The sequence below is a fragment of the Streptomyces albireticuli genome (assembly GCF_021228125.1).
Taxonomy (GTDB): Bacteria; Actinomycetota; Actinomycetes; order Streptomycetales; family Streptomycetaceae; genus Streptomyces; species Streptomyces albireticuli.
Genome location: NZ_JAJQQS010000021.1, coordinates 138,378 through 150,994 on the forward strand (window position 1 = coordinate 138,378; position 12,617 = coordinate 150,994).

A 12,617-nucleotide genomic window follows, 5' to 3' on the forward strand; every position below is an offset into this window, starting at 1 on the left:
CCCGTATGCTCGGCCGGTGAAGTCCTCGCTCCGCCGGTCGCTCGCCCTGCCCGCTCTCCTCGTGCTCTGCGCCGCCGGCTGCTCGTCGGCCGGCGGTCCGGCGGGGCCCTCGGTCCCCACGCCACCGGCGCGGGCCGCCGGGCTCTGCCGGGCACTGCACGCGAAGCTTCCCGATTCCGTGAACGAGCTCCGGCGGGGCACCACCGACCCCGTCTCGGACTTCACGGCCGTCTGGGGAAGCCCCGCGATCGAGCTGCGCTGCGGAGTCCCCAAGCCCGAGGTCGTCACGGAGGGGAACCCACATTACGACCCCAACGCGCCGTCGGTGGAGATCGACGGCGTGGAGTGGCTGGCCGAGCGGCGGTCGGACGGCAGCGTCCGCTGCACCACGGTGCACCGTGAGGCGTACGTCGAGGTGACCCTGCCGAAGAAGGTCACCGGCGACGCCGGCGATCTCGGTGCGCTCACCGATCTCGCCGGCGCCGTCGCCGGGACCGTCCCCATCGGGATCGTCTAGCGCAGGCCCGTGGAGCGGCGCAGTGCCGCCTGGACGAGGGTGTCGATCAGCTCCGGGTAGCTGACACCGCTCTCCTGCCACATGCGCGGGTACATCGAGATGGGCGTGAAGCCCGGCATGGTGTTGATCTCGTTGATGACGAACTCGCCGTCCTCGGTGAGGAAGAAGTCCGCGCGGACGAGGCCCTCGCAGGAGGTCGCGTCGAACGCCTTGACGGCCAGCTCCTGGACCTCGGCGGTCTCCTCGGGCGTGAGCGGCGCGGGGACGATGCCGGCGGCGGAGTCGATGTACTTCGCCTCGAAGTCGTAGAAGTCGTGCGCGGTGACCGGGGGGATCTCGGCGGGGACGCTCGCGCGCGGCCCGTCCTCGAACTCCAGGACGCCGCACTCGATCTCCCGGCCGCGCAGCAGCGACTCGACGATGACCTTCGGGTCGTGGCGCCGGGCCTCGGCCACGGCGTCGTCCAGGCCGGAGAGGTCGTCGACCTTGGTGATGCCCATGGAGGAACCGCCGCGGGCGGGCTTCACGAAGAGCGGCCAGCCGTGCTCGCCGGCGAAGTCCACGATCTTCTTGCGGGCGGCGGCCGGGTCGGCCTGCCACTCGCGGGGGCGGATCACCTCGTACGGGCCGACGGGCAGGCCGAAGGAGACGAAGACGCGCTTCATGTACTCCTTGTCCTGGCCGACGGCGGAGGCGAGGACGCCGGCGCCGACGTAGGGGATGCCGGAGAGCTCCAGCAGGCCCTGGAGGGTGCCGTCCTCGCCGTACGGGCCGTGCAGCACGGGGAAGACCACGTCGACCTCGCCCAGCGCCTTGGGCACCGCGCCGGGCTCGGAGTAGACGACCTCGCGGCTGGAGGGGTCCACCGGGAGGACGACGGTGCCGTCCGGCGACTGGGCGAGCTGCTCGACGTTCGGCAGCGCGCGGTCGGCGATGGCCATCCGCTCGGGGTCGTCGGCGGTCAGCGCCCAACGGCCGTCGGTGGTGATGCCGATCGGCAGCACGTCGTACTTCGTGCGGTCTATGGCGGCCAGCACGGCGCCGGCGGTGACGACGGAGATCGCGTGTTCGGAACTGCGGCCGCCGAACACGACCGCGACACGCGGCTTCCGGTCAGGGCTCTGGGTGGAGGTCTCGCTGCTCATATCGCGACGAGACTACCTCGTGGTACGGCGTGGGTCAGTGCCGCTCCGGCTTGGCGCTGCGCGACATCAGCTCCTTGAGGGCCACCAGCGGCGGCTTCCCCTCGTGGACGATCTCCACCACGGTCTCCGTGATCGGCATGTCGACGTCGTGCCGGCGGGCCAGATCCAGCACCGACTCACAGGACTTGACACCCTCGGCGGTCTGCTTGGTGACCGCGATGGTCTCGGCCAGGGTCATCCCGCGGCCGAGGTTGGTGCCGAAGGTGTGGTTCCGGGAGAGCGGCGAGGAACAGGTCGCGACGAGGTCGCCCATGCCCGCGAGACCGGCGAAGGTGTGCGCGTCGGCGCCCATCGCGAGGCCCAGCCGGGTCGTCTCGGCGAGCCCCCGGGTGATGAGGGACGCCTTGGCGTTGTCGCCCAGGCCCATGCCGTCGGCGATGCCCACGGCGAGCGCGATGACGTTCTTCACGGCGCCGCCCAGCTCGCAGCCGACGACGTCGGTGTTGGTGTACGGGCGGAAGTACGGGGTGTGGCAGGCGGCCTGGAGGCGCTTGGCCACCGACTCGTCCCGGCAGGCGACGACGGCGGCGGCCGGCTGCCGGTCGGCGATCTCCTTGGCGAGGTTGGGGCCGGTGAGGACGGCGACCCGGTCCGGGGAGACCTTGGCGACCTCCTCGATGACCTCGCTCATCCGCTTGGCCGTGCCCAGCTCGACGCCCTTCATCAGGGAGACCAGCACGGTGTCGGAGGGGAGCAGCGGGGCCCACTCCGAGAGATTGCCGCGCAGCGTCTGGGAGGGCACCGCGAGCACGGTGAACGCCGCTCCCTCGGCCGCCTCGGCGGGGTCGGTGGTGGCCCGCACGGCCGCCGGGAGCTCGATGCCCGGGAGGTAGTCGGGGTTGACGCGGGTGGTGTTGACGGCGTCCACGAGGGACGCCCTGCGGCCCCACATGGTCACCTCGCAGCCGGCGTCGGCGAGGATCATCGCGAAGGCGGTGCCCCAGGAGCCGGTGCCGTACACGGCGCACTTCGTCACTTGCCGTCCCCCTCTTCCCGCTCTTCGCCGCCCGCCGGCCGCTGTGCCGTTTCCGCCGCCTCCGCCGCCCGCTTCTCCTCGCGGGCCTTGCGGCGGGCCTCGGCCAGCGCCTTCCGCGGGTTGTAGGGCGCGGCGGGGGCGGGCTCGCCGCGGAGTTCGGCGAGCTGCGCGGTGATGGCGGACATGATGTCCTCGGTGGCCGCGCGCAGCACCTCGGCCGTCGGTTCCTTGCCGTAGTACGCGGACAGGTCGACGGGCGGGCCCGCCACCACCCTGAGCGTCTTGCGGGGGAACAGCCGGAGCTTGTTCTCCTTGGCGTACGGCGGCATGGCCTCGTTGGCGCCCCACTGGGCGACCGGGATGACGGGCGCCTTGGTGAGGAGGGCGACGCGGGCGGCGCCGGTCTTGCCCTCCATGGGCCACATCTCCGGGTCCCGGGTGAGGGTGCCCTCGGGGTAGAAGGCCACGCACTCGCCCCGGTTGATGGCGTCGACGGCGGACCGGAAGGCGGTGGCGGCGTCGGTGGACTCGCGGTAGACGGGGATCTGGCCCGTGCCGCGCAGGATCGTTCCGACGAAGCCCCCCTTGAACAGGGCGGCCTTGGCGAGGAAGCGCGGGACGCGCCCGGTGTTGTACTGGAAGTGGGCGTACGACAGCGGGTCGAGATAGGAGTTGTGGTTGACCGCGGTGATGAAACCGCCGTCGGCCGGAATGTGCTCCATTCCTCGCCAGTCCCGCTTGAACAGAACCACGAGCGGCGGTTTTGCCAACACCGCCGTAAAGCGGTACCAGAAGCCGATTCTGTGGCGGGACACTCGGACACCCTTCTCTTGGGACCTGGGGGCTGTATGAACCCGGGGGCCGCACAAGTGTCGCCCCAGGTACCCGGTCTGTCGAGAACACCGTAACCCCGCGCTCCCCGGGCGGCTGCGGCAGCGGGTGACAATGTGGCTGATGCGAAGAGAGGGGGCGGATGTGGTCTGGACCCTGGTGGTGCCGCTGAAGCCGCTGGCACTGGCCAAGAGCCGACTCGCCGCGGGGACCGGGCCGGCACCACGGCCCGCGCTCGCGCTGGCGTTCGCGCTGGACACGGTGGCCGCGGCACTGGCTTGTCGGACCGTGGGGGATGTGGTGGTCGTCACTGACGACCCGGTGGCGGGGGCCCGGCTGGAGGCGCTCGGCGCGCGGATCGCGCCCGAGCCGCCGGGCGCGGGAGGGCTGAACGGCGCCCTCGCGCACGGTGCGCGACTGGTGCGGGAACGGGCCCCGCGCACGGCGGTGGCGACGCTCAACGCGGATCTGCCGGCGCTGCGCCCGGTGGAACTCGGCCGGGTGCTCGATTCGGCCACCGAATTCCCCCGGGCATTTCTCGCCGACGCGGCGGGAATCGGGACGACGCTGCTGGCGGCGGCCCCGGGAATGGAATTGGCTCCGGCGTTCGAGGGACGTTCGCGCGCCCGTCACCGCGCTTCGGGGGCCCATGAGATCGAGCTGATCGGCGTGGATTCGGTGCGCCGGGACGTGGACACGGCGGAGGATTTGCGGGCGGCCCTGGCGCTGGGTGTGGGGCCGCGGACGTCGGCCGCGGCCGACGGGCTGCTGACCCCCGGTGTCGTAGGGGCCGACTAGGCTGCCCCGTATGCAGGCCACCGCGTACACCTACGACCCTCAGACCCGCTCCGGGAGCGTCCTCCTGGACGACGGCACCCCGGTGCCCTTCGACGCGGCGGCCTTCGACGCGGGCGGGCTGCGCCTGCTGCGGCCCGGCCAGCGGGTCCGGATCGTCCTCGAGGACGCCCCGGAGGGCCGCCGGATCACGCTGGTGACGCTCCAGACCTTCTGAGGGCCCGGAACCTTCTGACGGCCCGGACCGCGCTCCGGCCCTCATGGGAGCCGGGCCTTCCCGGGCCCGGACGCTTCCAGGGCCTCGCCGGACCGGCCGGAGGCCGTCCCGGGGCGCCCCGGACACGCCGAGGGCCCGCCCCGGCCCCGGACGGGACCGCGCGGGCGCCCACGGCGGGCCACACACCGCGGGCCGGGCTCCCCGAGGGGAGCCCGGCCCGGCGCGTGACGCCGTCCGCTGCCTTACTTCTTGGCGGCGGCCTTCTTGGCGGTGGTCTTGCGCGCGGTGGTCTTGCGCGCCGGAGCCTTGGTCGCCGTGGCCTTCTTGGCGGCGGGCGCCGTCTTCTTGGCGGTCGCCTTCTTCGCCGTGGCCGTGGTCTTCTTGGCCGGCGTGGCCTTCTTGGCGGCGGCGGCCTTGGTGGCGGCGGCCGTCGTCTTCTTGGCCGGCGTGGCCTTCTTCGCCGCGGCCTTCTTCGTGGTGGCGGTGGCCTTCTTCGCGGCCGCCGTCGTGGTCTTCTTGACCGCGGTCTTCGCCGTGGTCTTCTTGGCGGTGGTGGCCGTGGTGGCCTTCTTCGCCGTGGCCTTCTTGGCGGTGGCCTTCTTGGCCGCGGCCTTGGCGGTGGTCTTGGTGCCGCCCGAAAGGCTGCCCTTGGGCGCCTTCTTCACCGCGACGTCGTTCTTCGGCAGCTTCTTCGAGCCGCTCACCAGGTCCTTGAAGCCCTGACCCGCGCGGAAGCGCGGCACCGAGGTCTTCTTGACCCGCACGCGCTCACCCGTCTGCGGGTTGCGGGCGTAACGGGCCGGGCGGTCGACCTTCTCGAACGAGCCGAAGCCGGTGACCGAGACCCGGTCGCCGGCGACAACCGCACGGACGATCGCGTCGAGCACCGCGTCGACGGCGTCTGCGGCCTGCTGACGGCCGCCGAGCTTGTCGGCAATCGCTTCAACGAGCTGCGCCTTGTTCACGTCTTCCCCTTCGGAGACATTGCTGGAACGAATGCGTTCCAGCCTTTTCGCACGTTAGGCAGATATATACCGCAAATCAAACACGAAACGGTCTAATCACCCTTGTGCCGCAACGAACTCGACCATCACGGAGTTCCGTCACGGTCGGGCTCTTCGGGGAAACGGCCCTCGTCGAGGTCGTTCATCAGCCGGTCCAGACGCATTGCCGCGCCTGAGAGATCGTGCTTTGCCGCGGCCGTGATGGCCAGCAGCTTCCGGGACAGCGCCATCCGTACGCCCTCCGGGACTTGCAGTGCGCGCACCCTTGTGTGCGCTTCCTTGAGTCGGTCGGCGACGAGCCGGTAAAGCTCGAGTTGGCTGTCGCGTTCCATGCACCGATTGTGCCATCTGAGGCGAGTTGTCGCTTCACAGGGCCTCAACAGAGCGATGCGCCCCCTGTCCGAAGACAGGGGGCGCATCATGTCAAACCCTGGGTGAGCAGCGAAAATCCGGGTCCCCGACCGGTTGCCCGGAGCTCCTGGAAACTGCCGGAAATCCGTGTCAGAACTGGGCCCCGAGGGGGGTGGTGGAGGGCTTGAAGGAGGGCCGGCGGGCCTCGTAGGCGGTGATGTCGTCGGCGTGCCGCAGGGTCAGGCCGATGTCGTCCAGCCCCTCCAGCAGCCGCCACCGGGCGTTCTCGTCAAGGGCGAAATCGGCCGTGATGCCCTCGGCCCGGACCTGCCGCCCGACGAGGTCCACGGTCACCTCGGCGGCCGGGTCGGTCTCGGTCAGCCTCCAGAGGGCCTCGACGGTCTCCTGGGGCAGGACGACGGTCAGCAGTCCGTTCTTGAGCGAGTTGCCCCGGAAGATGTCGGCGAAGCGGGAGGAGACCACGGCCCGGAAGCCGTAGTTCTGGAGCGCCCACACCGCGTGCTCGCGGGAGGAGCCCGTACCGAAGTCGGGTCCGGCGACCAGAACCGAGGCACCGGCCCGCTCCGGACGGTTCAGGACGAACTCCGGGTCCTTGCGCCAGGCCTCGAAGAGCCCGTCCTCGAAGCCGTCGCGGGTGACCTTCTTCAGCCAGTGCGCCGGGATGATCTGGTCGGTGTCGACATTGCCGCGGCGCAGCGGTACGGCACGGCCGGTGTGCGTGGTGAATGCTTCCATGACTGCTCAGGCCTCCACGGGGGTGCGGACGTCGGACGCGCCGGTCCGGCCGGCGAGGTCGGCCGGGGAGGCCAGATGGCCCAGTACGGCGGTGGCGGCGGCGACCTGCGGCGAGACCAGATGGGTCCGGCCGCCCTTCCCCTGCCTGCCCTCGAAGTTGCGGTTGGAGGTCGACGCGCACCTCTCCCCCGGCGCGAGTTGGTCGGGGTTCATGCCCAGGCACATCGAGCAGCCCGCGTGCCGCCACTCGGCGCCGGCCGCGGTGAACACCTTGTCCAGCCCCTCCTCGACGGCCTGGAGCCCCACCCGCACGGAGCCGGGGACGACCAGCATCCGGACTCCGTCGGCGATCCGGCGGCCGTCGAGGACGGCCGCCGCGGCGCGCAGGTCCTCGATGCGGCCGTTGGTGCAGGAGCCCACGAAAACGGTGTCCACAGTGACGTCGCGCAGCGCCTGACCCGCCGTCAACCCCATGTATTCCAGGGCTTTTTCGGCGGCGAAGCGGTCCGACGGGTCGGAGTACGAGGCGGGGTCGGGAACGGCCGCCGACAGCGGCGCGCCCTGGCCCGGATTGGTGCCCCAGGTGACGAACGGGGAGAGCCCGGCGGCGTCGATGACGACCTCGTGGTCGAAGACGGCGTCGTCGTCGGTGCGCAGGGTCCGCCAGTAGGCGACCGCGGCGTCCCAGTCGTCGCCCGCGGGGGCGTGGGGGCGGCCCTTCAGATAGGCGAAGGTGGTCTCGTCGGGGGCGATCATGCCGGCCCGGGCGCCCGCCTCGATGGACATGTTGCAGACGGTCATCCGGGCCTCCATCGAGAGCTTCTCGATGGCGGAGCCGCGGTACTCGATGACGTAACCCTGACCGCCGCCGGTGCCGATCCGGGCGATGACGGCGAGGATCAGGTCCTTGGCGGTGACGCCCTCGGGCAGTTCACCCTCCACGGTGACGGCCATGGTCCTGAAGGGGGCCAGCGGCAGCGTCTGGGTGGCGAGCACGTGCTCGACCTGGCTGGTGCCGATGCCGAAGGCCAGCGCGCCGAACGCGCCGTGCGTGGAGGTGTGGCTGTCGCCGCAGACCACGGTGGTGCCGGGCTGGGTCAGTCCCAGCTGCGGTCCCACCACGTGGACAACGCCCTGCTCGACGTCGCCCAGCGGGTGCAGCCGCACGCCGAACTCGGCGCAATTGCGGCGCAGGGTCTCCAGCTGGGTGCGGGAGACGGGGTCCGCGATGGGCTTGTCGATGTCGAGGGTGGGGGTGTTGTGGTCCTCGGTGGCGATGGTGAGGTCCAGTCGGCGGACCGCGCGGCCGGCCTTGCGCAGGCCGTCGAAGGCCTGCGGGCTGGTCACCTCGTGGAGCAGGTGCAGGTCGATGAAGAGGAGGTCGGGCTCGCCTTCGGCGCGCGTGACGACGTGGTCGTCCCAGACCTTCTCCGCGAGTGTCCGTCCCATCGCTGTCCCTCCGGCCGGCGCCGTCGCCGGACCAAGTAGTCGTGCCTGTGGGGTGCTGTGCTTCCCAGGTTGGCGCGTCTCCGGAGAATTTGAACTTGCGTTTCACAGTGTGAGACGCAAGTATCGTTTCATGGACAACTCTGGTGGCGCCTCGAGCGGTGTGGGCGTTCTCGACAAGGCGGCTCTGGTTCTCAGCGCTCTGGAGTCCGGTCCGGCCACACTGGCCGGGCTGGTCACGGCGACCGGGCTGGCGCGCCCCACGGCGCACCGGCTCGCGGTCGCGCTGGAGCACCACCGGATGGTGGCGCGTGACATGCAGGGCCGTTTCATCCTCGGCCCGCGGCTGAGCGAGCTGGCCGCGGCGGCCGGCGAGGACCGCCTGCTGGCCACGGCGGGCCCGGTGCTCACCCACCTGCGGGACGTGACGGGCGAGAGCGCGCAGCTCTACCGCAGGCAGGGCGACATGCGCATCTGCGTGGCCGCGGCGGAGCGGCTGTCCGGACTGCGGGACACCGTGCCGGTCGGCTCCACGCTGCCGATGAAGGCCGGCTCCGCGGCACAGGTGCTGATGGCCTGGGAGGAGCCGGAGCGGCTGCACCGCGGCCTCCAGGGCGCGCGCTTCACGGCGACCGCGCTCTCGGGCGTACGGCGCCGGGGCTGGGCCCAGTCGATCGGCGAGCGGGAGCCGGGCGTGGCCTCGGTCTCGGCGCCGGTGCGCGGCCCGTCCAACCGGGTCGTGGCGGCCGTCTCGGTCTCCGGACCGATCGAGCGCCTGACCCGCCACCCGGGCCGGATGCACGCCCAGGCGGTCATCGACGCGGCCGTGCGGCTCAGCGAGGCGCTGCGCCGCAACGGCTGACGGCAGACGGCAGACGGGAAGTCGCCCGGCCACGCCCGGGTGGCTTCCCCTCGGCCTTACGGTGCGCCACTTCGGCCCTGACGACGCACCGCCCCGGCACGCACCGTGCCGCTCTCGACCCTTACGGCGCGCCGCTTCTCCCCGACCGTGCCGCCTCAGTCTTTACGAGCGCAGTGCGCTCGGGCCCCCGCCGGGCCGCCTCAGCCCTTACGGGCGCCACCCCCCCTACGACGCGGCCTCGACCCTTACGGTGCCGTGTCCGAACCGCTCGGCGGCGCGCTCGCCGCGCCGCCCCACGGGTTCGACGCCGAACGCCTCGCCGAGACCCTCCACCGGCATGCCGGAGTAGAGGGACTCGACTGAGCTCGCCGGGACGACGAACGTCTCGTGCCAGATCCCCACCAGGCCCCTGGCGCCCCGCGCGCGGCGGTTGAACGCCGCCCACGCGGGGCGGTGCTCCTTGTCGGCGGCCGAGGCGTACGCGAGGAGCTTCTCGCGCGACTCCCAGTACTGGATCATCGTGAAGACCCGCGGCCCGCCGCTGAGCCGCCGGGCGGCCAGCAGCCCGCTGTCCTTGTCGCGCCGCAGCTCCTGGACCATGCGCGGCATGGCGAGGAAGGCGGGCAGCCAGTGCCGGACCGCCCGCCACCTGTTGATCCGCATCCCGATGAGGAAGACGACCACACCGTCCTCGGTCTGTGCCGTGACCCGTTCGGCGACCGGTTCCGTAGCGCCCATGAGAATCCCCGATCCATATTGGATAGCGGCGCTATCCATGCTTGGATAGTGACACTACCTAACAAGGGACGCAAGAGGATGCGACTGGCGGAGTTGAGCGAACGCAGCGGGGTGTCCACCGCGACGATCAAGTACTACCTGCGCGAGGGCCTCCTCCAGCCCGGCCGCAGGATCTCCGCCACGCAGTCCGAGTACGGCGAGGACCACCTGCGCCGGCTGCGGCTGGCACGGGCGCTGATCCAGATCGGCAAGGTGCCGGTGGCCACCGCCCGCGAGGTGATCGCCGCCGCCGAGGACGAGTCGCTGGACCACCACGAGCGGCTCGGCGCGGCGACGCTGGCCCTGCCGCTCGGCCCCGAGCCCGCCGCGGACGACCCGGCCACGGAGACCGCCCGCCGTTCGGTGGCGGAGCTGCTGCGCCGGCTCGACTGGCCGTTCGAGCGTGGCCTGGACGAGCCCTCCCCCGCCCACCGGGCGCTGATCGCCGCCGTCGCCGCGCTCGTCCGCCTCGGCTACCCCGGCGACGTGGAGCAGCTGCTGCCGTACGGGCGGCTGGCGGAGCGGCTGGCCGTCAGCGACCTCGACCTCGTGGAGCGGGAGAAGACCCGGACGGAGCAGATCGAGGCGGCCGTCGTGCTGACCGTGCTCTACGAGCCGGTGCTGCTGAGCCTGCGCCGGCTGGCGCACGCGGAGGAGTCCGCCCGCCGCTTCCTCTGACGTAACGGACGCCGCTCACGGAAGCCCGGCGACGGGCCGGGCGCCCGGCACCCGGCACCCGGCACCCCACGAGCTCCCCGCGCCCACGCGCGTCCGGCTCCCGCACCTCTTGAGCTCCCCCGCGCCCACGCGCGCCGGGGGACTCCCCGGCGCTCAGAGACGCTCGGCGTCCCGCGGGCCCGCGACACGCAGGGTGATCAGCGTCGCCGGGCCCGCCGTCCGCACGTCCAGCCACTCGCTGAGACTGCGGGCGAGCCAGAGGCCGTCCTCGGCGCCCGGGGCGCCGCCGGGCGGCTCCGGCGGCCGGAAACCGGCGAAGGGCGGCACGGGGGCACCCGCCGGATCCGGGCGCGTCAGCTCGTACAGCACTGCCCCCGGCTCCTCCCAGGCTCTCAGCCCCACATGGGCGCCCTCGGCGCTCAACAGGTGGTTCGCGGCCTCGCAGACCGCCAGCTCGGCCAGGGACAGCCGCTCGCCGGTCAGCCCCGCGGCGGCGGCCCGCTCCCGGGCGAACCGGCGCACCTCCGCGACCCGGCCGGCCGGACCGGCCACGACGGCCGTGGGCGGCGCGGTGACCGGCGCGGGCCGGACGGCCTCGGCGTAGGTACCGGGGTCCGTGTAGGCCGCGCAGGGCGTCAGCCGTTCGCCCTCCAGCCGCGCCGGGTGGGTCGCGCAGGCGGCCTCCGCCACGGCCGGGGAGACCACGCGGGTGTCGTACGGGCAGATCATCCACACGGGCAGCGCGGCCAGCAGGACGTTGAGCCCGGACTCCATCCGCTGCCACTCGGCGATCTGCCGCTCGGACCGGCCGCCCCAGAGCGGCTCGGCGATCATCCGCATCCGGCGGCCCGGCCGGGCGCGGCGGTCGTGGTACCGGAGGAAAGCGGAGACCCGCTCGACGGGCCGCCGGCCGAAATACGCGGTCTCGGCGGTGTCGAGGGCGTACGCGCGCTCCCCCAGGGCCTGCCGCAGCAGGTCGATGTTGGCCGGCGTGGTCGCGGCCAGGACGGGCTCCTCCGCCTCCAGCCCGGCCCGGACGAACGGCAGCGCCGTCGCGAGGAAGTCCTCGTCGCTGCCGTAGAGACAGGCGTGGTGGACGAAGCCCCGGGCGCGTCCTGGTGCGGGCGCGGGCCCGTCGGCGTGGTCAGCAGGCATGCGCGGCCCCCAGCCGGAGGCCCGGGGTGCGGTCCCAGCCGATGAGCGTGATGACGTGCAGGAGGTGCGGTGGCAGCCCGGTCAGTTCGACCGTGCAGTGGCGGGCGGCGCGGGCCCTGGCGAAGGTCATCAGCAGCCGCAGCCCCGCGAGGTCCAGGAATTCCACCCGGGACATCTCCAGGCGGACGTCGCCGCGCACGGAGGCGACGGAGCGCAGGGCGTCCCTGACCCGGCGGTGGGAGTCGGCGTCGACCACGCCTTCGATCCGCAGACCTGGCGGGCTGTAGGTGCGGACGACGGTCAGTTCGGCCGTGCGGACGAGCGGGTCCACTTCCACACTCCTGAGGTGGGCCGAGGTGAAGGCGTCCAGGGCCGTGGGATCGCAGCGCCGGATGTCGTACTGGCACACCGCGAGCGTCCGGCCGGAGCTGAACTCGGTGGCCAGCAGGGTCTCGTAGCGCAGCAGCCGGGAGAGGTCCGGCCCGTCGCGCAGGACGGCGCACAGATCTCCGGTGACCCGCAGCGCGCGGTAGCCCTCGCTCCGGGAGCGGTCGGCGGCGTCCCGCAGCCGGCCGAGTAACGCGGCGGGGTCCAACTCGCCCTGTCCCGAGCCGAGCTCGGCGGGTCCGAGGACCTCCAGCTGCCCGGCCAGGCCGCCGGGCAGTCCGGCGAGCCGGCACTGCTCCAGGAGCGCCTGGGGACCTGGTGGTCCGTCCGCTCCCGCGAGATAAAGGATCTTGTGCTCGGCGTCAAGGCCCCCGAGGACGAATCCGCGCAGGATCGAGGTCCGCTCCTCGTCCGACGCGAACAGCAGGCACGCGTGGTCGCCGGGCCGGAGATCACCGACGTGGACCCGGCGGTGCACGCCGTGAGGAGGGACCATGCGTGGATTATCGGGGCAGGCACCGGCGGGCGGAAGGCCGCATGAAAAAATGCCCCCCGCTGCTGCGGAAGGCATTTCTTCGCTTGTACCCCCGACCGGATTCGAACCGGCGCTACCGCCTTGAGAGGGCGGCGTGCTAGGCCGCTACACAACGGGGGCTAGCT

15 protein-coding genes and 1 tRNA gene are annotated in these 12,617 nt (G+C 72.5%); 5 read left to right on the forward strand and 11 right to left on the reverse strand.

What is annotated here, in order from left to right:
• The first annotated feature begins 16 nt into the window (after positions 1-16).
• A complete protein-coding gene (locus tag LUZ64_RS30910) occupies positions 17-517 on the forward strand; it encodes a DUF3515 domain-containing protein (protein WP_095581140.1) in 501 nt (166 codons plus the stop codon).
• Here LUZ64_RS30910 and LUZ64_RS30915 read toward each other — a convergent pair.
• The 3 genes from LUZ64_RS30915 to LUZ64_RS30925 are packed head-to-tail and all read right to left on the reverse strand — an operon-like array spanning position 514 to position 3,513.
• Positions 514-1,662, reverse strand: a complete 1,149-nt coding sequence (locus LUZ64_RS30915) for a D-alanine--D-alanine ligase family protein (protein WP_095581141.1) — start codon at positions 1,660-1,662, stop codon at positions 514-516. The genes LUZ64_RS30910 and LUZ64_RS30915 overlap by 4 nt on opposite strands.
• Positions 1,663-1,696: 34 nt before the next feature.
• A complete protein-coding gene (locus LUZ64_RS30920) occupies positions 1,697-2,698 on the reverse strand; it encodes an NAD(P)H-dependent glycerol-3-phosphate dehydrogenase (protein WP_095581142.1) in 1,002 nt (333 codons plus the stop codon).
• Positions 2,695-3,513: a lysophospholipid acyltransferase family protein gene (locus tag LUZ64_RS30925; protein ID WP_095581143.1), complete on the reverse strand. Its 819-nt coding sequence runs from the start codon at positions 3,511-3,513 to the stop codon at positions 2,695-2,697. The genes LUZ64_RS30920 and LUZ64_RS30925 overlap by 4 nt, the downstream gene beginning before the upstream one ends.
• Before the next feature lie 139 nt (positions 3,514-3,652).
• On the opposite strand from LUZ64_RS30925, the gene cofC reads away from it, so the two are divergent.
• Positions 3,653-4,327 carry a 2-phospho-L-lactate guanylyltransferase gene (gene cofC / locus LUZ64_RS30930; protein ID WP_248289000.1) on the forward strand — a complete coding sequence of 225 codons (675 nt, stop codon included), beginning with the start codon at positions 3,653-3,655 and terminating at the stop codon, positions 4,325-4,327.
• A gap of 10 nt (positions 4,328-4,337) precedes the next feature.
• On the forward strand, positions 4,338-4,541 hold the full coding sequence (locus LUZ64_RS30935; protein ID WP_095581145.1) for a hypothetical protein: 204 nt from the start codon (positions 4,338-4,340) through the stop codon (positions 4,539-4,541).
• A 242-nt stretch (positions 4,542-4,783) separates the two neighbouring features.
• Here the strand turns inward: LUZ64_RS30935 and LUZ64_RS30940 are convergent, their stop codons facing one another.
• The 4 genes from LUZ64_RS30940 to leuC all read right to left on the reverse strand — a co-directional run bounded on the left by LUZ64_RS30940 (position 4,784) and on the right by leuC (position 8,101).
• Positions 4,784-5,506 carry an HU family DNA-binding protein gene (locus tag LUZ64_RS30940; RefSeq protein ID WP_087926085.1) on the reverse strand — a complete coding sequence of 241 codons (723 nt, stop codon included), beginning with the start codon at positions 5,504-5,506 and terminating at the stop codon, positions 4,784-4,786.
• 125 nt (positions 5,507-5,631) lie between these two features.
• On the reverse strand, positions 5,632-5,877 hold the full coding sequence (locus LUZ64_RS30945) for an SCO5555 family protein (RefSeq protein WP_095581146.1): 246 nt from the start codon (positions 5,875-5,877) through the stop codon (positions 5,632-5,634).
• Between the two features lie 169 nt (positions 5,878-6,046).
• The gene (gene leuD, locus LUZ64_RS30950) at positions 6,047-6,652 is read right to left on the reverse strand and encodes a 3-isopropylmalate dehydratase small subunit (protein WP_095581147.1); all 606 of its coding nucleotides are present in this window, start codon (positions 6,650-6,652) and stop codon (positions 6,047-6,049) included.
• A 6-nt stretch (positions 6,653-6,658) separates the two neighbouring features.
• Positions 6,659-8,101 (reverse strand): 3-isopropylmalate dehydratase large subunit, encoded by a 1,443-nt coding sequence (gene leuC, locus LUZ64_RS30955; RefSeq protein WP_095581148.1) that lies wholly within the window; start codon positions 8,099-8,101, stop codon positions 6,659-6,661.
• Positions 8,102-8,231: 130 nt separating this feature from the next.
• Between leuC and ndgR the strand changes: the two genes are divergently transcribed.
• The gene (gene ndgR, locus LUZ64_RS30960) at positions 8,232-8,960 is read left to right on the forward strand and encodes an IclR family transcriptional regulator NdgR (protein ID WP_087926089.1); all 729 of its coding nucleotides are present in this window, start codon (positions 8,232-8,234) and stop codon (positions 8,958-8,960) included.
• 225 nt (positions 8,961-9,185) lie between these two features.
• Here ndgR and LUZ64_RS30965 read toward each other — a convergent pair whose 3' ends face one another.
• Positions 9,186-9,698, reverse strand: coding sequence for a DUF4188 domain-containing protein (locus LUZ64_RS30965; protein WP_095581149.1), 513 nt, complete (start codon positions 9,696-9,698; stop codon positions 9,186-9,188).
• Positions 9,699-9,776: 78 nt separating this feature from the next.
• On the opposite strand from LUZ64_RS30965, the gene LUZ64_RS30970 reads away from it, so the two are divergent.
• Positions 9,777-10,415 carry a MerR family transcriptional regulator gene (locus LUZ64_RS30970; RefSeq protein WP_211305006.1) on the forward strand — a complete coding sequence of 213 codons (639 nt, stop codon included), beginning with the start codon at positions 9,777-9,779 and terminating at the stop codon, positions 10,413-10,415.
• 153 nt (positions 10,416-10,568) lie between these two features.
• Here the strand turns inward: LUZ64_RS30970 and LUZ64_RS30975 are convergent, their stop codons facing one another.
• From LUZ64_RS30975 to LUZ64_RS30985, 3 genes are all read right to left on the reverse strand, one after another.
• Positions 10,569-11,570, reverse strand: coding sequence for an anti-sigma factor RsbA family regulatory protein (locus tag LUZ64_RS30975; RefSeq protein ID WP_095581151.1), 1,002 nt, complete (start codon positions 11,568-11,570; stop codon positions 10,569-10,571).
• The gene (locus LUZ64_RS30980; RefSeq protein WP_095581152.1) at positions 11,560-12,453 is read right to left on the reverse strand and encodes an MEDS domain-containing protein; all 894 of its coding nucleotides are present in this window, start codon (positions 12,451-12,453) and stop codon (positions 11,560-11,562) included. The genes LUZ64_RS30975 and LUZ64_RS30980 overlap by 11 nt, the downstream gene beginning before the upstream one ends.
• 86 nt (positions 12,454-12,539) lie before the next feature.
• A tRNA-Glu gene (locus LUZ64_RS30985) sits at positions 12,540-12,612 on the reverse strand.
• Positions 12,613-12,617: the final 5 nt, after the last annotated feature.

Bases quoted from the DNA above. Each gene is read 5' to 3' on its own strand.
- LUZ64_RS30915 (WP_095581141.1), bottom strand. From the start codon at position 1,662: ATGAGCAGCGAGACCTCCACCCAGAGCCCTGACCGGAAGCCGCGTGTC.
- cofC (WP_248289000.1), top strand. From the start codon at position 3,653: ATGCGAAGAGAGGGGGCGGATGTGGTCTGGACCCTGGTGGTGCCGCTG.
- LUZ64_RS30935 (WP_095581145.1), top strand. From the start codon at position 4,338: ATGCAGGCCACCGCGTACACCTACGACCCTCAGACCCGCTCCGGGAGC.
- LUZ64_RS30945 (WP_095581146.1), bottom strand. From the start codon at position 5,877: ATGGAACGCGACAGCCAACTCGAGCTTTACCGGCTCGTCGCCGACCGA.
- leuD (WP_095581147.1), bottom strand. From the start codon at position 6,652: ATGGAAGCATTCACCACGCACACCGGCCGTGCCGTACCGCTGCGCCGC.
- leuC (WP_095581148.1), bottom strand. From the start codon at position 8,101: ATGGGACGGACACTCGCGGAGAAGGTCTGGGACGACCACGTCGTCACG.
- ndgR (WP_087926089.1), top strand. From the start codon at position 8,232: ATGGACAACTCTGGTGGCGCCTCGAGCGGTGTGGGCGTTCTCGACAAG.
- LUZ64_RS30965 (WP_095581149.1), bottom strand. From the start codon at position 9,698: ATGGGCGCTACGGAACCGGTCGCCGAACGGGTCACGGCACAGACCGAG.
- LUZ64_RS30970 (WP_211305006.1), top strand. From the start codon at position 9,777: ATGCGACTGGCGGAGTTGAGCGAACGCAGCGGGGTGTCCACCGCGACG.
- LUZ64_RS30975 (WP_095581151.1), bottom strand. From the start codon at position 11,570: ATGCCTGCTGACCACGCCGACGGGCCCGCGCCCGCACCAGGACGCGCC.
- LUZ64_RS30980 (WP_095581152.1), bottom strand. From the start codon at position 12,453: ATGGTCCCTCCTCACGGCGTGCACCGCCGGGTCCACGTCGGTGATCTC.